16 protein-coding genes and 1 other annotated feature are annotated in these 21154 nt (G+C 36.2%); of the genes, 14 read left to right on the plus strand and 2 right to left on the minus strand.

Annotated elements, in window-relative coordinates:
• The first annotated feature begins 253 nt into the window (after positions 1–253).
• From ISU02_RS24275 to ISU02_RS06910, 4 genes are all read left to right on the plus strand, one after another.
• A complete protein-coding gene (locus ISU02_RS24275) occupies positions 254–2164 on the plus strand; it encodes a BMP family ABC transporter substrate-binding protein (protein WP_323985019.1) in 1911 nt (636 codons plus the stop codon).
• A 154-nt stretch (positions 2165–2318) separates the two neighbouring features.
• On the plus strand, positions 2319–2909 hold the full coding sequence (locus ISU02_RS06900) for a TetR/AcrR family transcriptional regulator (protein ID WP_194701072.1): 591 nt from the start codon (positions 2319–2321) through the stop codon (positions 2907–2909).
• A 26-nt stretch (positions 2910–2935) separates the two neighbouring features.
• Positions 2936–4054, plus strand: coding sequence for an efflux RND transporter periplasmic adaptor subunit (locus ISU02_RS06905; RefSeq protein ID WP_194701073.1), 1119 nt, complete (start codon positions 2936–2938; stop codon positions 4052–4054).
• Positions 4047–7064 carry an efflux RND transporter permease subunit gene (locus ISU02_RS06910; RefSeq protein WP_194701074.1) on the plus strand — a complete coding sequence of 1006 codons (3018 nt, stop codon included), beginning with the start codon at positions 4047–4049 and terminating at the stop codon, positions 7062–7064. Before ISU02_RS06905 ends, ISU02_RS06910 begins: the two co-directional genes overlap by 8 nt.
• Before the next feature lie 118 nt (positions 7065–7182).
• Here ISU02_RS06910 and ISU02_RS06915 read toward each other — a convergent pair whose 3' ends face one another.
• A complete protein-coding gene (locus ISU02_RS06915; protein WP_194701075.1) occupies positions 7183–7764 on the minus strand; it encodes a metallophosphoesterase family protein in 582 nt (193 codons plus the stop codon).
• Between the two features lie 288 nt (positions 7765–8052).
• On the opposite strand from ISU02_RS06915, the gene ISU02_RS06920 reads away from it, so the two are divergent.
• The 9 genes from ISU02_RS06920 to ISU02_RS06960 all read left to right on the plus strand — a co-directional run bounded on the left by ISU02_RS06920 (position 8053) and on the right by ISU02_RS06960 (position 17860).
• The gene (locus ISU02_RS06920) at positions 8053–8973 is read left to right on the plus strand and encodes an exopolyphosphatase (RefSeq protein ID WP_194701076.1); all 921 of its coding nucleotides are present in this window, start codon (positions 8053–8055) and stop codon (positions 8971–8973) included.
• A gap of 197 nt (positions 8974–9170) precedes the next feature.
• Positions 9171–10787, plus strand: a complete 1617-nt coding sequence (locus ISU02_RS06925; protein ID WP_194701077.1) for an ABC-F family ATP-binding cassette domain-containing protein — start codon at positions 9171–9173, stop codon at positions 10785–10787.
• Between the two features lie 200 nt (positions 10788–10987).
• Positions 10988–11188 (plus strand): cold shock domain-containing protein, encoded by a 201-nt coding sequence (locus ISU02_RS06930; RefSeq protein ID WP_323985023.1) that lies wholly within the window; start codon positions 10988–10990, stop codon positions 11186–11188.
• Between the two features lie 572 nt (positions 11189–11760).
• Positions 11761–12600 (plus strand): CvfB family protein, encoded by an 840-nt coding sequence (locus ISU02_RS06935; RefSeq protein ID WP_207736212.1) that lies wholly within the window; start codon positions 11761–11763, stop codon positions 12598–12600.
• Between the two features lie 12 nt (positions 12601–12612).
• Positions 12613–12990, plus strand: a complete 378-nt coding sequence (locus ISU02_RS06940; protein WP_194701080.1) for a PTS sugar transporter subunit IIB — start codon at positions 12613–12615, stop codon at positions 12988–12990.
• Between the two features lie 70 nt (positions 12991–13060).
• A complete protein-coding gene (locus ISU02_RS06945) occupies positions 13061–13594 on the plus strand; it encodes a cell division protein ZapA (RefSeq protein WP_194701081.1) in 534 nt (177 codons plus the stop codon).
• Positions 13595–13745: 151 nt separating this feature from the next.
• Complete coding sequence (locus tag ISU02_RS06950; RefSeq protein ID WP_194701082.1) at positions 13746–16115, plus strand: endonuclease MutS2; 2370 nt, start codon at positions 13746–13748, stop codon at positions 16113–16115.
• Between the two features lie 12 nt (positions 16116–16127).
• On the plus strand, positions 16128–17102 hold the full coding sequence (locus ISU02_RS06955; protein WP_194701083.1) for a GNAT family N-acetyltransferase: 975 nt from the start codon (positions 16128–16130) through the stop codon (positions 17100–17102).
• Complete coding sequence (locus tag ISU02_RS06960; RefSeq protein ID WP_194701084.1) at positions 17102–17860, plus strand: 5-oxoprolinase subunit PxpA; 759 nt, start codon at positions 17102–17104, stop codon at positions 17858–17860. The genes ISU02_RS06955 and ISU02_RS06960 overlap by 1 nt, the downstream gene beginning before the upstream one ends.
• Before the next feature lie 118 nt (positions 17861–17978).
• On the opposite strand, the gene ISU02_RS06965 is transcribed toward ISU02_RS06960, so the two are convergent.
• Positions 17979–18797, minus strand: a complete 819-nt coding sequence (locus ISU02_RS06965) for a rhomboid family intramembrane serine protease (protein ID WP_194701085.1) — start codon at positions 18795–18797, stop codon at positions 17979–17981.
• A 164-nt stretch (positions 18798–18961) separates the two neighbouring features.
• Positions 18962–19166, plus strand: a binding site (T-box leader).
• A gap of 55 nt (positions 19167–19221) precedes the next feature.
• Between ISU02_RS06965 and argS the strand changes: the two genes are divergently transcribed.
• Positions 19222–20928, plus strand: a complete 1707-nt coding sequence (gene argS, locus ISU02_RS06970; RefSeq protein WP_194701086.1) for an arginine--tRNA ligase — start codon at positions 19222–19224, stop codon at positions 20926–20928.
• Positions 20929–21154: the final 226 nt, after the last annotated feature.

Genomic DNA, 21154 nt, shown 5'->3' on the forward strand with positions numbered 1-21154 from the left:
AGCAGTTTTATGAATCAGTTCTACTCGGGACTCTTAATTCATTATGAGCAAAATGACCTTTTTACATACAGAATAGGCACTTTTCTATATTTCTCAGAAGGCAAAATTCTAAGATCTGTAGACTGAAAAAGACGGCTTTCATTCTTTTTATAGAATAAAATGTATTTAATGGGTATAATGATAGAGAAAGCAGACGGAAAGATAGAATAATCATTTTAGAAGAGGCTTTAAACAGCATGAAGAAGGTGAAATAGTGATTTATGAAGGTAATATTTCAGAATATTATATAGATGCAAGGAATAGGGGAAAAAAAGAATACAATCGGTTAAAGGCAAGAGGCGTTTCAGGTCATTTAACCAGCCTAGATGGTATTTTGAAGGATGTTGAAATAGTGGCAACTGTTGATTTGGGCACGAGAGAAATTCCATTAAAAAAAGTAGTGGGCACTTATTTTAACTCGAGACGGATGACTTTTTCTAAAGGTTTTATGCCCCTTGAGCCTGTAAACACTGAATTTGGAAGCAAGTGGACCAATCTGTGTCAGTCGCATTTAGAAGAGGGGATCAGGGATCCAATTAAGGTTTATGAGTATTTAAATTACTATTATGTCATGGAAGGCAACAAGCGTGTAAGTGTTCTCAGATATTTTGATGGTGTGAAAGTTGCGGCTCATATTTATCGAATGATCCCAAGATATGATGAACAAGATGATGATATTAAGCTATACTATGCTTTTCTTGAATTTTTTAAGGAAACGGGTTTAGTAGAAATTTGGCTCTCTAAAGCAACGCGATATAAGAGGATGCTCAGATATCTAAATGCTTATGAGCCAGGGGATTCTATTTATGAGGATAAGTATCAGCATTTTTTGAGTTATGTCTATGAGCCCTTCAGGAGGCTTTATAAGCAATTTGGAGGTGACCAGCTCAACATAACCACTTCAGATGCCTTTTTACTCTATGCAAAACTTTACGAGATTCCCAAAGTTTTAGATGAGGCTTCTGCTGAAAAGGTAATGCCGCTTCTCATTCGGGAACTTCAGAATTATGGTGAAGATGAAGAAATTGATATATTCACGAACACAGAGGATATTGGCAAGAGTACCTTATTGAATACAATTACAAATCTGATTAGTCCCAAAAAAATTAGAGTGGGCTTTGTCTATGCAAGAGATATTGAGAAATCTGGATGGACATACTCGCACGAATTGGGCAGACAATACATTGAATCACATTTCAGTGATCAAATCGAAACGGATTTCATAGATAATGTGCCAGAAGACAAGTCTGCATTTGGCGTGATTGATGCCTTTGCAGCAAAAGGGTATGATATTGTTTTTACAACAAGTGAAATCTATCGGAGGGCAACTCTGAGATGTGCACTTGAACATCCTGAAATAAAGTTTTTTAATTGTTCAGGAAACCGGCCCTATGTTCATATGACAAATTATTTTGGACGTACGTATGAACCACGATTCTTAACAGGTATCATTGCAGGTGCAATGACAAAAGCTAATATTATTGGATATACAGCCACTGAACCCAATCCAGAAGTTATCTCTTGCATTAACGCCTTTGCAATGGGCATAAAGATGGTTAATCCAAATGCCAAATTGTTAGTCGTTTGGACAGGCGAATGGAATAATCCGAAAGTGAGTACAGATCTCAGTGAAAAACTTATAGAGCGCGGTGCCGATATTGTCAGCAATAAGAACTTGATTGTTCCTCGAGGTGTCACTTGGGATTATGGTGTTTATTCTATGCTTTGTAATATCAATTCTGAAACAAAGCAACCGGAACACTACCTTGCTTCACCAATTTGGAACTGGGGCACTTTCTATGAAAAGATTATCAACAGTGTTTTAAATGGTACCTACCAAAGGGTGACCTCGCAGTATTTTGAGGAGAGTCGATTAATTAACTTCTGGTGGGGCATTACGTCTGGCGTCATTGATATTTATTATTCTAAGGTACATGTTCCCAGCGATACGGCAAAACTCGTTGAGATTATGAAAAAAATGATTGTGGCTGACCAGTTTCATCCCTTTACAGGTCCTATTTATGATCAAAATAAAATTTTGAGAGTACAAAATAATAAGATTTTAACACCAGAAGATATTTTAGAAATGAATTGGTATGTGGATAATGTTCAAATCATATTGTAGCATAGAATATTTTAGATGCGATATTTACAAAAGAACCTTTACAGTTGTTGTAGAGGTTTTTTTATAAATAAACATCTGTTTACGATTGAAAAAGATTGCGAAATTACGTATAATATTAAAAGTAAACCAATGTTTATTATTAGAGGAGAAAGCAATGGCACAAGTTCAAAAACAAGAAGTGAGAGATCAGATCATTCAATCGGCAAAAATTGAATTTCATCGGGCTGGTTATGAAGGCGCTAATATGCGCAATATTGCCAGTGGTGCTGACATTACAGTGGGCAATCTATACAGATACTTTGAAAGTAAAGATGAGCTGTATAAAGAAGTTATCAGTAAAATTTATATATTGGTAAACAGCACCATTGAGCGTATCACAAAGATGAATATTTCAATGAGTCGAGAAATTGATCCCTCCGATGTTCAAAATTTAAAAGACGATAAAGAACATAACTATATAAGGATGATTGTGGATGAAATTGTCAGCCTGTTTTCTGAAGATCGAATTAGGCTTTTAATTCTTTTAAAAGATGAGCGCGGCAACCAAACATTTGATATGAAATACAGCTTTGTTGAGTGGGTGCATTTAGCGTTAAAAAGAAAACTTTCCACATGTAATATATCGATGTATTTAACCTATGCTTTTATCGAAGGTCTCATTAGAATTGCAGAAGATATTGATGATGACAAAGAGTTAAGCGATCGATTAGAGGCGTACATCCAATTTTACTTTATGAGAGAATGATCATTAAATGAGGAGATATTTAAGCGATGAAAATCAGAAAAAGAAGATTAAAATTAGTCTATAGTATTTTAATGGGATTATTTATTTTGGGAATTATAACGGGCTGTAAAAGTCAAGATACCACCATTGAGGAGAAAGAAAAAATTGTAAAAGCAAGAACAATAGAAACGGTCCAATATCCTATAATACTAAGATACTATGGTCATTTAGAACCAAAAGAAATTAAAAATTATGCTTTTAAATCAGGTGGAAAACTTGAAAATATTGATGTAGAAGTTGGCGATGCAGTCAGTAAAGGAGACTTGTTGGCGACGTTGGATTCTTACGAAGTCAATCTTGGGTTGGATGCTTCTCGAGAACAGCTAAAGATGGCAACGCTGGATGCCGAAAAAGCTCAAAAAACATACGATTTCTATAAAAAAACCTATGAGGACATACTATCGCTTTACAATGCGAATGGTGTCTCATTAAATCAATTGAATGAAGCAGAGCTTCAAAAGGACATCAGGCTAAAAGATCTTGAACAAGCTCAAAAGAAAAGAGAACAGGCGGAAATCGATTTTGACTATAAGACGAAGACGGTTGAAGACACGGGTTTAATTTCTGAAATTGAAGGCTATGTGGCTGAAATTCATTATAAAGTGGGTGAGTTAGTACCACAAGGCTATCCGACGGTGACTGTGCGTAGCTTAAGTCAAATTGCTAAGGTCAGTGTAACACTAGAGGATGTAAAAAAAATTGCAGTTGGCGATAAGGCGCAAGTAAAAATTCAAGAAGAAACTTTTGAAGGTCAGATATCGCATATTGATCTTGTCCCAAACCAATCCACAAGGACCTATAATGTCGAGGTGACAATCGATACAAATCATTCTTTTATTTTGGGGCAGGATTGTCATGTGGAAATTGAAGACGAAAGCCAAGAAGGTCTTTGGCTCAATATCAATGAAATTATGAATGATGGTTCAGATTATGTCTATGTCGTTAAGGCAGGGCGTGCCTTTAGAAAAGAGATAGAGACACATGAAGTATACAAGGACAAAGTGAGAGTTACAGGCCTTGAATCAGGAGATCAAGTCATTGTGGAAGGCAAAAATGCGCTCATTGAAGGTTACAAGGTCATTTTAGAAGGTGAAGCAAATGAGTAAAATGATTCAGATTGCAATTAAAGAGAGAAAAGTGACGATTCTCTTGTCCTTTTTCATTTTGATGTTTGGCTTTTATGCCTACTATTTTGTTCCTAAACAGGAGAATCCAGATACAACAGGACCCGCAGCACAAGTCATCTATACTTTTCCAGGTGCATCTGCAAAAGATGTGGAAGAACTTGTAACAAAACCTGTGGAAGATGCTATTGCCAAATTAGATGGCATTGATTACATTGAATCTTATTCTTATGACAATGTCTCAATTGTGGTTGTCATGTTGACTTACAATGTGGATTATAAAGAGCAGTGGTCTAAATTGAGCACGGAATTAGATCATCTTAAAAACGATTTGCCAGACGGTATAAATGACCCCACTATAAATACAGAGCTCACAAAGACTGCTGGCATCATATTAGCTTTGACGGGTAAAGATTACAACTATGATCAACTTGCAAGTTTTGCAAAACTTTATAAAGAATCACTCATTAAAGTGGATGGTATTAAAGAAGTGGATATAGATGGTGAACTCGACAAGGAGATCATCATTGAAATCGATAATGATAAACTTGGGGGCATAGCACTTTCAAATAGTGATGTTTTTGATTTGATCCGGGCGCAAAATGTGATTATACCCTCTGGGGCAATTCAGACAGAACAGGGAAAGATCAATGTCAAAGTGCCTAAATCTTTTGAGTCTTTAAGTGATTTGAAAGAAATGATTATCTATATATCTGAAAAAGATGGTAGCATTGTCCGATTGGGAGATGTAGCTCGCGTTTACTTTCAATACAACGAAAACAGTGTCAGATACAGATATAATCAAGAAGAAGCGGTTTTGATTACAGTTTATTTTCAAAAAGATCAAAATATTATTTTGATTGGTGATGAAGTTAGAAAAGTTATTGATCAGGAAAATAAAAAGCTTCCAGAGCAATTAAATATTAATGAAGTCCTTTTTTTACCAAAGGATGTAGATGTTTCAGTCAATAACTTCATCAACAATTTAATTCAAGGTATTATTTTGGTTGTGATTATTGTTCTATTTGGAATGGGTGCACGCAATGCAGTTATTGTATCTATGACAATACCTTTATGTATAGCAACCACTTTTATCAGTATGAGTCTTTTGGGGATAGACGTTCAACAAGTCTCAATAGCTGCGTTGATTATAGCACTTGGTATTTTAGTGGACAATTCGATTGTCATTAGTGATGCGATACAAGTTAAAATCAACGAAGGTGTAGATCCTGTGACAGCTTCATATCTAGGCACTAAAGAACAGTCTATTCCAGTGCTTTCATCAACCATTACCACAATTGCGGCTTTCGCGCCGTTGATGGCATTACCGGGAGAGGCCGGTGAATTTGCAAAATCACTACCTGAGGTGGTTATCATTGCACTTTCTGCATCATTTATTGTGGCAATGACAGTAACGCCTGCACTTGCAAGTAAGTTTTTCAAGCCAAAGTTGACTTCGAAAGACCATTTGTCTGGAATTACAAATTTATATAGGAAACTTGTAAGAACAAACATTGAATATCCCGTTAGATCCATTTTGGTTGTTTTTTCAATTCTCTTGATGTCTTTAGGGCTATTTAAAATTATAGATGTGAAAATGTTTCCTTTTGTAGATAAAAATGTAATCTATTTCAATATTCAATCTGAAATACCTGGAGATTCAGAGTATACGGAAAAATTGATTAAACAAGCTGAAACCATACTCTTGGATGAACCAGAAATTCTCAATATAACAAGTTCTATTGGCGGCGGTATTCCAAGATTTTATATTACTGCTGGCCTAGTGCCGCCCTCTAGTGACAAAGGACAGTTGTTTTGTGAGTTTGATTCATCCAAAGGAGGGCGCTTTAGGAGCAGAGAAGAACTGGGGCAATATCTGCAGGAAAAAATGGATCGGATCTTCGTGGGGGGAGATTGTACTGTGAATCTGCTTGAAATTAATATTCCTGGGCCAACAATAGACATCAAGATTTCAGGCGTCTATCTAGACGATATCAATGCAGTTGCCGATCAAATCTACAATGAATTGGCAAAATATCCTGGCACTATGAATGTAAAAAACAATCAACCTAATTATAAGTATCAGTACATTGTCGAAGTTGATGATGAAAAAGCAAGCAGCTTTGGCCTTTCTAAATTTGATATTCAGTATCAAATCAATTTAGCACTGAATGGATCTAAGGCAAGTGTTCTAAAATCGGAAGGTAAAGAATATGACTTGGTATTAAAGTCTAATATAGACCAAATTGACGATATCGAAAACTTACTCGTCAAGTCAAGTTATACAAATTCAAAGATTTTGGTGAAACAATTTGCAAAGGTAAAGATCAAGGAAGAGCTTACATCAATTAATCGACATGATAGGGAATCACTTGTAAGTGTTACTGCTAAAGTTAAAGCAGGATTCGGCTCTGGCGCAATACAAAATGATATACAAAATTTTATTGAAAACGAAGTGGACACGTCATCTGTTAAGATCAGTTATGGTGGAGATAAGGAAACGATTTCTAAGTATCTTTCAGGTCTTGCAGTGGCCGCGGGCTTTGCATTAGTGATCGTTTATATAATCTTGCTGATTCAATTCAATTCGCTTAAACAACCTTTTATTATTTTGGCGACAATCCCACTGTCAACAATAGGTATCCTGTTTAGTTTAGTTTTGACTAGAACGAACTTTACTTTCACAGTTGGACTTGGAGGTGCAAGTTTAATCGGAATAGTCGTCAATAATGCCATATTACTGATTGAATATATCAATCGTGCAAGAGGAGAAGGCATGACTGTGAAAGAGGCTTGTTTTGATTCTGTAGAAAAGCGGATGAGACCAATCCTGTTAAGTTCCGTAACCACTATTTTTGGTTTGATGCCCCTTGTTTTTGCGAACAGCTCCTTTTTCACACCAATGGCGATTGCTTTAGTAGGTGGTTTGCTGATTTCTACTATTCTGACATTGACTGTGATTCCAACAATCTATTATTTATTAGAACGATAGCTGGAGTGCGGAACTTTCTTGAAATAGAAAAATAATTTAAGTGTGTATAGACTAAAAAAGGGCCTCTCAAAACTGATTTTATCAGTGAGGGGTCCTTTAAATGTAAACGTAAAAAATATTATATTTCAAAAACCGTATAACCATAAGCATTTATAATTTTGACGTCTTTGTACTGATGATATCGTTGCCCTTTGCCATAGTTTAAATGCTGGTGTCCATGAACCATTACCTTAGGGTGATGCTTGTCGAGCAATTTTAAAAAACATTTAAATCCAATATGCGCTTGATCGCCGCCATCACCTAAGCCATATGCAGGTGAATGCGTCAGCAAGAGATCAAATCCTTTTCTAAACTTAAAGCGATGCTTATAAAGACGCCAAGCCATTTCTCTCTCAGAGTATTGAAAAGGGCCTCCTGTATATTTCATACAACCGCCAATACCTGCAATTCGCAGACCTTTATAATTATAAAGACGATCATCTATACAGATACAACCTTCCGGTGGTTTTTCAATAAGATACTTATCATGATTACCATGAACATAGAGCACTGGACACGTAAAAACAGTTGCCACAAAGGACAAATAATTTGCATTTAAATCGCCTGCAGCAAGAACCAGTTCTATATCCGTAAAATTCTTGGGATTAAAATAATCATATATATACTTACTTTCAATGTCAGAAATTGCTAATATCTTCATATATCTTATAACCTCTAAACAGTTTATCATATTCTGAATTATTTGAATATGTCTTTCAATTAATTTTGTATGAACACTCTAAAGTAATATGAATAGAGTCATTAAATTTTTAAAATGATAATTATATTTCGTGACATTATCACATCTAATTTGTTAGAAACGGCGTTTTAGGAAAAAAATCATAGAAATTTATAGGGTTTCCTGTTTATTATAGTCTTTTAGTCGTATAATATAGTTATCGATAGGATTAAGGTACTGAAAACAAATTACTTAAATTATGGAGGGCTTATGAGTGAAAAATACAGATTGATAACAAGAAGTGATTTTGATGGTCTTGTGTGCGCAGTCTTATTAAAAGAGATGTCATTAATCGAGGATATTAAATTTGTACATCCAAAGGATATGCAAGATGGCCTGATTGAAGTTACTGATAAAGATATTACGACGAACTTGCCTTATGTAGAGGGTGTGCACCTTGCTTTTGATCATCATCTCAGTGAAACCTTACGTAATAAGGGGAAAAAAGAAAATCACATTATAGATAAAGATGCACCGTCGGCAGCGAGAGTGGTATATGAATATTATGGCGGAAGAGATTTTTTTAAGAACATTCCATATGAGATGATTTTGGCTGTAGATAAGGCTGATTCCGCTCAATTTACTAAAGAAGACATTCTCCATCCAAAGGGATGGGAACTTTTGAGTTTTATGATGGATGCAAGGACAGGTCTTGGTCGATTCAGAGATTTCACAGTATCCAATTATCAGCTCATGATGGATCTGATCGATTATTGTAAAACGCACTCGATTGAAGAGATTCTTGAGTTGCCAGATGTGAAGGAACGCGTTGACTTGTATAATAAGTACCAAGCTGAATTTAAAGCACAAATCCAAACGCACACAAAGATTTATGATAATGTAATGGTTGTGGATCTTAGAGATGAAGAGATCATATATCCGGGAAACCGATTTTATAAGTATGCACTTTATCCAGATTGTAACATCTCAATTCAAGTCATTTGGGGGCTTAAAAAGCAAAATACAGTTTTCACTGTTGGAAAATCAATCTTTAATAGAACAAATCATACGAATATAGGCGATGTGATGCTATCCTATGGAGGCGGAGGCCATATGAATGCTGGTACTTGTCAAGTTTCGAATGAAGATGCAGAAAAGCTCTTACTTGAAGTGATTGAAAAAGTAAAATAAGATATAAATGGACATGACGCCTCGGGTTCTATTGCGAAAATAGTAAATGAAGAGGTACATGTCCATTAATTTTGTTAAAATACAGTCTTTATTTGATTAAATACAATAAAAGGGGATTGTACTTCACTGAAAAAATGATATAATCTATATTTGGATAAAGGTGCGGCATATTAAGAATTTTGAAAGGTGGCAAAACTTTGATACAAGTAACGAATGTTGGTTTAAGATTTAGTGATAAAAAATTATTTGATGAAGTAAACATAAAATTTACACCGGGGAACTGCTATGGCGTGATCGGAGCAAACGGCGCAGGAAAATCCACTTTTCTTAGAATTCTCTCAGGTGAGATCGAACCCAATGAGGGCGATGTTTTTATTACGCCAGGTGAAAGACTTGCTGTATTAAAACAGGACCATTATCAATTCGATGATTTTAGTGTGATGGATACTGTTATCATGGGGCATAAAAGGCTTTATGAGATCATGAAAGAAAAAGATGAACTCTATATGAAAGCGGAGTTTACGGAAGCAGATGGCATGAAAGCAGCAGAGCTTGAAGGTGAGTTTGCAGAACTAGATGGCTGGGATGCTGAGTCGAATGCAGAAAAACTTTTAAATGGATTAGGAGTCCGATCAGAAAACTTTAGTAAGATGATGGCAGATATTCCAGCAGATGATAAGGTAAAAGTGCTTTTGGCACAATCTCTATTCGGGGCGCCAGACATTTTACTTATGGATGAGCCGACAAATCATCTTGACTTTAAAGCCATCAATTGGTTGGAAGAATTTTTAATTAATTATGATAAAATTACTATAGTGGTATCGCATGATAGGCATTTTCTGAACAAAGTATGTACGCATATGGTCGACATAGACTTTAGTAAAGTAAAACTTTATGTTGGTAACTATGATTTTTGGTATGAATCAAGTCAATTGATGCTTAGACTTGTACGTGAGCAAAATAAGAAAAAAGAAGAAAAAGTAAAAGAACTTCAAGACTTTATTGCAAGGTTTAGTTCAAATGCTTCAAAAGCAAAGCAGGCAACTTCAAGGAAAAAAATGCTTGAAAAGATCAATATTGAAGATATACAGCCTTCGTCAAGAAAGTATCCTTTTGTTGGATTTACGCCGGAAAGAGAAGCTGGTAAAGACATTTTACAAGTGGAAGGTCTCACTAAAACAATTGATGGCGTAAAGGTTCTTGACAACGTTTCATTTATAGTAAACAAAGGCGATAAGATTGTTATTTTAAGTAGAAATGATATGGCAAGAACGGTGCTTTTTAAGATTCTTATGGGTGAAATGGAACCAGACTCTGGATCGTTTAAGTGGGGGGTTACAACTTCACAGTCTTATCTTCCAAAAGATAACTCAGAATATTTTGAAGGGGTTGAAATCAATCTTATCGACTGGTTAAGACAATACTCAGAGGAAAAAACGGAGACTTTCATCAGAGGATTTTTAGGTAAAATGTTGTTCTCAGGAGATGAACCTCTTAAGAAATCCAGTGTATTATCAGGTGGTGAAAAAGTAAGATGTATGTTCTCCAAATTGATGCTCTCAAAAGCGAATGTTATTCTTCTAGATGAACCTACAAACCATCTGGATCTCGAATCCATTGAGGCTGTAAATAATGGTTTAATTGCTTTTAAGGGAACACTTTTATTTACATCACATGACCATAAATTTATAGAAACAATTGCCAATCGAGTTATAGAATTAACGCCAACAGGCACTTTTGATAAAGAAATTGATTTTGATGAATTCCTTGAAGATGATACACTGCAAAAGCAAATAGATTCTATGTATGCATAATTTAGCTATGCATGTATAATTAAAATGCTTGCTTTTTTTTAGAAATCAGTGTATTATTAAGTTGTACCTTGACTCGCCAGTAAAAAAAATTAATCAAAAAGATCGGATGCAGTAAAGATGTCTGTCTTGGGCTTCCAAAATTTTGTATGTTTTTTTTGCATTAGGTTTTAAGGAAAAAAATTTTGGAGGAACAAAACATGATTAACGGAACTGTAAAATGGTTTAACTCAGAAAAAGGATTTGGTTTTATTACTGCTGAAGATGGAAAAGATGTATTCGTACATTTTTCACAAATTAACAAAGAAGGCTTCAAATCTTTAGAAGAAGGCGAAGCAGTAAGCTTTGAAATCGCTCAAGGCCCTAAAGGACCTCAAGCTGAAAACGTTACACCAATCAGATAGTTACTTAAGACCTCGGTTGATCCGAGGTTTTTTTTTATTTAAAACAACAAGATTTGAGCCGAAAGCTGCGCTGAGGCATGTTCACCCTCAAGCAGCGTCAGCGAAAATCGGTTTGAGGCATCGGAGATGACACAAATGTTGTTGTATGCAAGATTTGAGCCGAAAGCTGCGCTGAGGCATGTTCAACCTCAAGCAGTGTCAGCGAAAATCGCTTTGAGGCATCGGAGATGACACAAATGTTGTTGTATGCAAGATTTGAGCCGAAAGCTGCGCTGAGGCATGTTCAACCTCAAGCAGTGTCAGCGAAAATCGGTTTGAGGCATCGGAGATGACACAAATGTTGTAATGTAGTGGTTTTGACCGAAATTCAAAAAGGAATTTCAGCCCTGAAATAATGGAGACAGTGTTTTCATTTGATGGATTGAAGTTTTTTTTTACGTAGGTTTTTCATCCATTTCAAGCCTCTATATAAAATCCTTGTAATATGCTATAATGTTTAGAAAGTGATGTGAAGATTTACTCAGAATTATTTGGGTATTAAAATATAAAATGTTATTATGAAAGAGGTAAAGATGTTTAATGTGGGGAAGGTTCAAAAAGCCTATGTCAATAGACTATCAGAGTATGGCGCTTATATGAGTGATGAAATAAATGGAACCTCTGAAATTTTGTTGCCCAATAAATTTAAACCCGAAGATGTTGCCGTTAATGATGAAATGATGGTTTTCATTTATCATGATTCGGAACAGAGATTAACTGCAACCAATCAAAAACCGATATTACAGGTTGAAGAGATCGGTTTTTTAAAATGTGTTGGTAAAATCAAATCGGGATTTTTTTTGAACAATGGCATAGATAAGGATGTCTTCTTGCCGTATGGAGAGTCAAAAGGCGATTTAATTGAAGGTAGAAAATACTTAGTTATGTTGTTACTGGATGAGAATGGACACATTTCTTCAACCATGAAAATATATAATCATTTGTTGGATCATGCTCAATATGCTGTGAATCAACAGGTCAAGGGCATGGTATATGAAATAAAGTCAGAAATGGGTGCTTTCGTAGCAATTGAAAATAAGTATCACGGTTTTATACCAAAACATGAATTATATAACGAAATAAAAGTAGGGGCCACAATTGAAGCAAGAATTACAAAAATACGTGAAGATGGTAAAATGAATTTGAGTATTAAACAAAAATCCAGTGTTCAAATATTTGATGATGCTGAAATTGTAATGCAAGCTTTAACTGAGCACAATGGGATATTACTCCTCAATGATGCAAGTGATCCAGAACGTATTAAAGCGGAATTAAATTTAAGTAAGCGTGCCTTTAAGCGCGCGGTTGGCAAGCTGCTTAAGGAAAAAAAGATAGAGATTACCGATAGAGGTATCCAAATTATTCAGAAATGATAGGGTGATATTATGGTGAAAGTCATATTGATGTTGTGCACAGGCGGTCTTTCCAGCCAGAGGTTTTTGACAAGTGTTTCAAATGCTGCAGAAGAAGAGGGCTTTAAGGTACATGTTGACTACGGCGCAGTGCTTTACGATCCTCAAGTGATTCAAAAATATGAAACTCTAGACTATTTGTTCTTGTATGCGCCGGCTACTGAAATAACAAAAGAGGCTTTGGAAAGTATTTTTTTAAAAATCAATACCATAATGATTGCGCCCCAAGTGCGCTATATATTTACGAGCATCAAGCAAATTTCTTTAGAGGCAATGATTAATTGCTTTGTATTAGAACCCGAAATATTTGTAAAACTTGCGGGTAGAGAATGTTTTCATATGATTAAGTAAAAGTTTGTATGAAAAATTAGCAAATTTTAGTATAATAAATAAGTAGGTAACTTGCTTGGAGGTGTATTTGATGGGAAAAAAGAATAAAGTAATTGTCAAAATTATGGATAGAGAATATACAATAGTAAGCGAAGATTCTAGAGAGCATATGCAGAGTGTTGCTAACTATGTTGACGACAAAATGCGCGAGACATTTGAGAGTAACAGAAAGCTGAGTACATCCATGATTGGCGTATTGACAGCTCTAAATATTGCAGACGAGTTTTATAAAGTGAACAGTGAGAAAATTGAACTTGAAAAACGTATTAATTCGCCACAGTATGAGCTTAAAAGTGCTAGGGATGAGCTCAATGCAGTAGTAGCTGAATTCGATAGAAGAAGCAAGGCATATGAACAGATGGTTCAGGAATTTTTAAAATTAATCGATTCTTCAAGTATTTATGAAACTGGAATATCTCAATTAAAAAAGAGAATGGATAAATTAGATCATCAGTTAAGGGATAAAGAAGAAGACTTAAATCGCTCCAAAGATGAAGTTGCTGAACTTGAGAAGGAATTTGCTCATAGAGAAGGTCAATTAAGAGTAATTGATTTTGAAGATTAAACGACATGGTCATTTAAGTACCTTACATTGTGCTAGGGTGCTTTTTTTGTGGAGAATAGAAAATGAAAAATATTGAATTATTGGCATCTGCTGGATTAACAAAAAGTTTAAATGCTGCAATTAATGAATTCAATAAAGGATGTGAATAGACATGTTAGAAAAGACGTTAAGAGTACTTGAATACCCAAAAATAATTGAAATGCTATCAGATTGCGCGTCCTCGGGATTGGGGAAGTCACTATGCCGGGATTTAAAACCTCAAATAGACATTGAAATGATCAGACAAGGTTTGGGGGAAACCACTGAAGCTACAGGGATGCTCATCCAATTTGGCAATATACCAATGGGGCCGTTGTTTGATTTAAAGGATTCTATCAAAATCGCTCAAATTGGTGGATGTCTTTCTCCAAAGCAATTGTTAGAAATTTGTGACTCCTTAAGAACATCTAGAGCCATAAAAAAATTTATATCGGGTTCTGAGAGTGCACATGAAAAATATCCGCTGTTAAACGCTATAGCCATATTGATTTCTGCTCATCAAGAAGTTGAAAAACATATTGAACTTTGTATTATCAGTGATCAAGAAATATCAGATCATGCATCACCAGAATTAAGGCGCATTAGAAAGGGCATTGAAAGCAAAAATGCCGCCATCAGAAATAAGCTTGAATCCATTATCGCCTCTCCAAGTGCTCAAAAGTACTTACAAGATCCGATTATAACCATTCGACAGGATCGTTTTGTAATTCCAGTAAAGAGTGAGCATAAAAATCAAATTAAAGGCATGGTACATGATCAGTCTGCAAAGGGAAGTACTTTCTACATTGAGCCTATGGCAGTTGTGGAGCTCAACAACGAGATGAGAATGCTTAAAGTAGAGGAACAAAAGGAGATTGAACGCATACTTAGGATGCTCACTGGTGAGGTTGCAGAAATAGGTGATGCCATTATTACTAATACTCAGGCGTTATCTCAAATTGATTTTATATTTGCCAAAGGGAAACTGTCTCTGGCAATGCGTGGCATAGAGCCTGAACTCAATGTGCAAAATAGATTTAGAATTAAAAATGGCAGACATCCATTGATCCATAAAGACGTTGTCGTACCGTCTAATATTTGGCTAGGAGAAAGTTTTAATACCTTGTTGATAACCGGGCCTAATACAGGTGGCAAGACGGTCACTTTAAAAACAGTGGGATTGCTTACTTTAATGGCACAAGCAGGGCTTCATATTCCTGCAAGTTATGGCACTGAAATCAGTGTTTTTGAACAAATTTTTGCTGATATAGGGGATGAGCAAAGTATTGAACAGAGTTTGAGTACATTCTCGTCACATATGACGAATATTGTTCAAATTCTCAATGAGGTTACACCAAACTCACTCTGTCTCTTTGATGAACTGGGTGCAGGCACAGATCCCACAGAAGGGGCAGCACTTGCAATGGCCATCCTAGATAAGTTGAGAAACTGGCATGTGAGAACATTGGCAACAACACATTATTCTGAGCTAAAAGAGTACGCAATTGTAAACGATGGCATTGAAAATGCAAGTGTTGAATTTGATGTGGAGACTTTGAGTCCAACTTATAAACTTTTAATTGGCATCCCTGGCAAATCAAATGCTTTTGAAATTTCCAAAAAACTTGGATTGAGTCAAGAGCTTATTGACTATGCAAAAGAATACGTGCACAAAGACAATATTGAGTTTGAAGAAATTATTGCCAATATTGAAAAGACTCGCAAGCAAGTAGAGGAAGAGCGTGATGCTGCAATTCGGATGAGACTTGAAGTAGAAAAACTAAAGAAATCATTAAAGGAAAAAGAAGAAAAGATCACGACTCAACGCGATAAATTACTTAAAACATCTAAAGATGAAGCTAAGGAAGTTTTAAGGCGTGCAAAAGAAGAAGCGGATGAAATCGTAAAATCGCTTCGTGAGATTAAAAAGAACGCCGATCAAGGCAAAAATAAAGAAATTGAGGCCATGAGAAAAAGGCTTGCAGATTCTATTAGCTCAGTTACCGATTCTGTAATTGATGTTGAGGCGACAAATGAGTTCGCACCAGAATCATTACTTCTTGGGGATAGTGTCATTGTGCTCTCCATAAATCAAGAGGCGACGGTTATTTCGCTTCCAAATGATAAAGGAGATCTTACTGTCCAAGTCGGATTGATGAAAATGAATGTCAATTTAAAGGGATTGGCATTAATCAGTAAAAAGAAACAAGATGACAAAGTTGTTAAGAAAGTTAGAGCTTTTAATGCGGTGAGCGCAAATATTAAAACAGAGATTGATGTACGAGGGCATAACATAGACGATGCTGTGATGATTATTGACAAGTATTTGGATGACGCGGCTATTGCAAATTTGGAGCGTGTTAGAATTATTCATGGCAAGGGAACGGGTGTTTTAAGAAAGGGGCTGCATGCGCACTTTAAAAGACATCCGCATGTGAAAAAATTTGAAGATGCTGCGTATAATGAAGGTGGAAATGGTGCCACTGTAATTGAATTGAAATAAGGAGAGGTTTTTATGATATCAACACCGCGTTTGACGTTATTGCCAATGTCTTCTGAATTTTATGAGGCACTTGCAAGAAAAGATATGCGCTATTTTGATGATCATTTCATTGATCTGCCCAAAAGTTTTATTGAACCTAAATTCACCAAGATTGTCAATAGCTATATATCCATGCTTTCGCTGGGGTGTGACGATCAATACCTTGGATGGCTCATAAAGGAAAGCTCATCTGGGATCATCATTGGTGATTTTAGTCTTAATGGCATGCCTGATGATGGTGAAATTGAAATCAGTTATTCTATTGAAAAAGCCTACCAGAATAAAGGGTATGGCACAGAATTAATTAAAGGCATTTTGCTGTGGTGCTTTTTTCAGCCGAAAATTAAAATTGTAAAGGCACAAACGAAGCCATCCAATAAAAAGTCGCAAGCAATGCTCCAAAAAAATGGATTTAAAATCGTTGAGGTGCATCATCAATTTATAAGCTTTCAAATTGAAGTAAATGAAATCGCCTCTGTATATCCGGAATACAGACTAGAAAATGGTGTTGCGGTGAGCAGCTGTCTATTGGGTTTAAATGCTAAATATTCAGGGGGACATAATAATTCAGATAGCGTGATAGCGCTTTCGAAACAGATCAGGCTGATTCCATTTTGTCCGGAGCAGTTGGGTGGGTTGCCTACGCCGAGAGATCCTGCGGAGATCGTAGACTATAAAGTGATTACCAAGCAAGGTGAAGATGTCACTTTGGCATTTGAAAAAGGCGCAGAGGAAACGTTAAAAATACTTGAACTGCTCAATATCAGAGCCGCTATTTTAAAAGACGGAAGTCCTTCATGTGGCAGTTATCAAATCTATGATGGTACATTCAGTATGAAGAAAATCCTAGGCGTTGGGAAAACTTGTGAGAAAATAATGTCGGTATATGATACCTTGCTCATCTACAATGAGCAAAGAGATCTTTTGATTTGGGAAAGAGGTGTATGATGAATACTAAAATAGATATCAATGCAGATATTGGCGAAGGATATGGTCATTTTATTGTTGGTCAAGACGAGTTGATTGTGCCTTGGCTTTCTTCAGCTAATATTGCAGTGGGCATGCATGCGGGTGACCCTATGGTGCTTGGAAAAACATTAGAATTGTGCCAGAGGAACAAGGTTGCAGTGGGTGCACATCCAGGATACATGGATCTTCACAATTTTGGAAGACGCAGTATAAAAATGTCAACATCTGATTTTGAGTCGCTTATTTTATATCAATTGGGTGCCTTTAAAGCACTGTGTGACTTTAAAGGTTTAAATTTTCATCATGTAAAACCACATGGTGCATTGTATAACGATTTGGCATCAGACTTGGAATTGTCGAGACATTTTATAAGTATTGTTCAAGCATTTGATCCTGAATTATACGTTTATGGATTGCCAAGTAGTTGCATAGAAGAAGCTTGTCACCAATCCAAGATTAAATTTGTGTCAGAAGTATTTTTAGATCGACAATATACACCTGAGGGCAGATTAGTACCCAGAACGTCCGAGAATGCGGTTATTCACGATGTTGACGTAATGATAGAACGCATGGTCAAGTGGCTGGATACAGGGCTGATGCGCACGGTATCGGGGGAATACATCACACTGGCAGGGGACACGATATGCATACATGGTGATCAATTGCAGGGAGGGATGATTGCAGAAAAATTGGTCCATTCATTGCAATCGAAATCGATAACGATAGAGACGTTGTAACTTGAGATTATAGACTGATTTTAAAGGATGTTTTAAGAAAAAACCTTAAAATCAGTCTACATACTCAGATGAGTTTATGAAAGAGGAGTGCTCAATGGTGGCATCTATTCATTAACCGCTATTTGTTGAGCTCAACTAGAATTTGTTTGAGTTGAAGTGCGTTGGGGAATTTTTCAAGGCCTTGTTCAATGACTTCTTTTGCTTTTTCAGGTTTATCTTGATAATAGTAGTAGCTTGCTGAATTTAAATAAAAGTCTGGTGTTGATCGCATTATTGTAAAACCGGCCACAGTGGGGAGAATAAACAATGCAATTGTAAAAGCTTGAATGAGGATGCGCTTTGGTGTAAAAGCGTTTTCGTGGTAAATCCCCACGCCAAAAGCGGCGATGAAGCCAGTGATCAGTCCAGCAATATGTCCAACAACATCTATATTGGGTCTTACAAAACTGATAACTAAATTGATGCCGATCAGAATGAGAAAATCTGTACCAAAGATGCGCTTGTAAGCATGAGGATTCACAAAGTACAGATAGAGGTTTGCTCCGAATAACCCAAATATGGCACCTGAGGCACCGACACTTGTATTGGGAACGAGCAAGAAACTGAATGCTGAGCCCACAAGGCCGGACATGAAATATATAAAGAGGTACTTTTTAGGACCATAAAATCGTTCGATGTCTCGCCCGAGTATATAGAGGGCCATCATATTAAAGATAAGATGCATAATGCCAGCATGTAGGAATGTGGCCGTTAAAAGACGCCATACTTGTCCCATGGCAATTAAGATGTTAATTTTAGCACCGAGGATCAACCATGCTTCACCACCAGCTATGTCAATAAGCGTGGTCAATAAAAACATGATGATGTTGATCCCAATTAGAATTTCAGTAAGTGTTGCCGTTTTAATCTTTCGAATATAGTAGTTCAAATTAGCCATTTATTTACTCCTAAAAAAATCACTGTGATTATAGTTATAACTATATTATAAGCATTGAAATGTTAAAATGAAACCTTATAATTGTAAACAATAAAAAATCTTCAATAACATTGCAAAGTAGAGATAGATATGTTAAAATAGCACGTAAATTAGTTGAATGAACAAAGAGTTCGATGACTGGGAGAGTAAGTTATAAAAATCTTTTAGCGAGCCAATGATGATGGAAGATTGGTAGAGGATTATAGCCGAAGCGCACCCATGAGATTTTGGCTGAAATGAGTAAGCTGAACGGTTGTCCCGTTACCGACATCAAGTGAGAACGTTTATTTGTTCTAATTAGAGTGGCACCGCGGATTTTTCGTCTCTTACATTTATGTAAGAGGCGTTTTTTAATTTTGTAAATAAAATAATTCTGGAGGTAGTTATGGATTATAAAATATCGATAGCGAAGTTGTTAAGTGGGCATATTGATGTGTTAAGTTACGAAGAAATATTAGGTTTAGTGGAACACCCTAAGAACAAAGAGATGGGTGATTTTGCTTTTCCATGTTTTACTTTAGCAAAAGCTTATCGAAAAGCACCTGTGAAAATTGCAGATGAACTAAAAGTGCAAGTAGAATCTAATGAACTCTTTGAAAGTGTTTCTTCTGTGGCAGGTTTCTTGAATTTTAAACTCAATCAAGAGCACTTTGTCAAGACAATTTTAACAGAAGTGTTGACATTGGGTGCGGATTATGGCAAATCTGACATAGGACAGCATAAAAAAGTAATTGTAGAGTATTCCTCTGTTAATATTGCCAAACCTTTCCATATGGGACATATTAGAAGTACCATGATCGGTGAGTCCCTCAATAGAATTTATAAATTTTTGGGATATGACACAGTTGCAATCAATCACTTGGGCGATTATGGCACACAATTTGGGAAGCTCATTGTAGCCTATAAACTGTGGGGCGATAAGGCTGTGATAGAAGCAGATCCGATTAACGAACTGTTGAAAATTTATGTTAGGTTCCACAATGAAGCTGAAGAGAAACCTGAACTGGATGATGAAGCACGTGCATGGTTTACTAAACTCGAAAATGGGGATGCTGAAGCCGTTGAATTATGGACCATGTTTAAAGAAATGTCATTAAAGGTTTTTGATAGAGTATATGGCCTTTTAGGTGTGACATTTGATTCATATGCAGGTGAAAGTTTTTACTCTGACAAAATGCCTGCAATCTTATCTGAACTCAGAACTAAAAATATTGTTCAAAAATCAGAAGGTGCTGAGATAGTAGATCTTGAACCCTATGGATTGCCACCTGCATTGATCACTAAAAAGGATGGTTCTTCGCTTTATCTTACAAGAGATTTGGCAGCGGCAAAATACAGAAAAGATCATTACAACTTTGATAAAAACATTTATGTTGTTGGTGGGGCGCAAAAGCTTCATTTCCAGCAATGGTTTAAAATTATAGATCTTATGGGATATGATTGGAGTAAAGATTGTATCCATGTGGAATTTGGTATGGTATCTCTTGAAGATGGTTCTTTATCTACGCGAAAAGGACAAGTTGTATTCCTTGAAGATGTGCTTCAAAAGGCGATTGAACAGACCAGATCAATTATCAATGAAAAAAATCCTGATCTTATGAACAAGGAAGAAGTTGCAAAACAGGTGGGTGTTGGTGCGGTTGTATTCCAAGAATTGTATACGAGCAGAAACAAAGACTACTCGTTCTCTCTGGAAAAAACACTTTCTTTTGATGGTGAAACAGGACCGTATGTTCAATATACTCATGCAAGGGCTTGTAGTGTTTTAAGAAAAGCGGGCAATACTGAAAATCTGATGCTCTCTGAAATTGATTTTTCTAAATTAGATGATGAAGCATCTAAAGAAGTAGTGCGTTTATTGAGCAAGTACAATGAAATTGTTGTGATTGCACATCGAAATTATGAGCCGCATACGGTGGCAAGATTTGTCGTTGAACTCGCTCAAAACTTCAACAGATTCTATCATGATAATTCGATATTAGTAGATGATGAAGCTGTTAAACTGGCGAGACTCGCAATTGTTAAAGCGGTTAAAATTGTCATCGAAAGTGCACTTAATCTCGTGTGCTTAGAGGCACCGGAACAAATGTAAAAAAAGATTGTTGACAATTTATATGTTCTTAGGCAAACGATATACGACGCGTATATCGTTTTTGCGGTGTGCCAAGCATGGCACTAATCTAGCTGGTGTAAGTCGAGTCGCGGGTATTTACCGCCAAGCGTAGCGAACCACAAGTTGGTATCAGTAATGGTATGGATGAAGGAAGTGGTGTAGCAAAGTTCTTGAGCCTACGTACAGAAACTTGATAAGGCGATGA

Origin of the sequence: Fusibacter ferrireducens, assembly GCF_015352425.1 — a bacterium.
GTDB classification, from domain to species: domain Bacteria; phylum Bacillota; class Clostridia; order Peptostreptococcales; family Acidaminobacteraceae; genus Fusibacter_A; species Fusibacter_A ferrireducens.

Bases quoted from the DNA above. Each gene is read 5' to 3' on its own strand.
- ISU02_RS06910 (WP_194701074.1), top strand. From the start codon at position 4,047: ATGAGTAAAATGATTCAGATTGCAATTAAAGAGAGAAAAGTGACGATT.
- ISU02_RS06935 (WP_207736212.1), top strand. From the start codon at position 11,761: ATGTTTAATGTGGGGAAGGTTCAAAAAGCCTATGTCAATAGACTATCA.
- ISU02_RS06955 (WP_194701083.1), top strand. From the start codon at position 16,128: ATGATATCAACACCGCGTTTGACGTTATTGCCAATGTCTTCTGAATTT.
- ISU02_RS06940 (WP_194701080.1), top strand. From the start codon at position 12,613: ATGGTGAAAGTCATATTGATGTTGTGCACAGGCGGTCTTTCCAGCCAG.
- ISU02_RS06915 (WP_194701075.1), bottom strand. From the start codon at position 7,764: ATGAAGATATTAGCAATTTCTGACATTGAAAGTAAGTATATATATGAT.
- ISU02_RS06960 (WP_194701084.1), top strand. From the start codon at position 17,102: ATGAATACTAAAATAGATATCAATGCAGATATTGGCGAAGGATATGGT.
- ISU02_RS06905 (WP_194701073.1), top strand. From the start codon at position 2,936: ATGAAAATCAGAAAAAGAAGATTAAAATTAGTCTATAGTATTTTAATG.
- ISU02_RS06900 (WP_194701072.1), top strand. From the start codon at position 2,319: ATGGCACAAGTTCAAAAACAAGAAGTGAGAGATCAGATCATTCAATCG.
- ISU02_RS06950 (WP_194701082.1), top strand. From the start codon at position 13,746: ATGTTAGAAAAGACGTTAAGAGTACTTGAATACCCAAAAATAATTGAA.
- argS (WP_194701086.1), top strand. From the start codon at position 19,222: ATGGATTATAAAATATCGATAGCGAAGTTGTTAAGTGGGCATATTGAT.
- ISU02_RS06965 (WP_194701085.1), bottom strand. From the start codon at position 18,797: ATGGCTAATTTGAACTACTATATTCGAAAGATTAAAACGGCAACACTT.
- ISU02_RS06945 (WP_194701081.1), top strand. From the start codon at position 13,061: ATGGGAAAAAAGAATAAAGTAATTGTCAAAATTATGGATAGAGAATAT.
- ISU02_RS06920 (WP_194701076.1), top strand. From the start codon at position 8,053: ATGAGTGAAAAATACAGATTGATAACAAGAAGTGATTTTGATGGTCTT.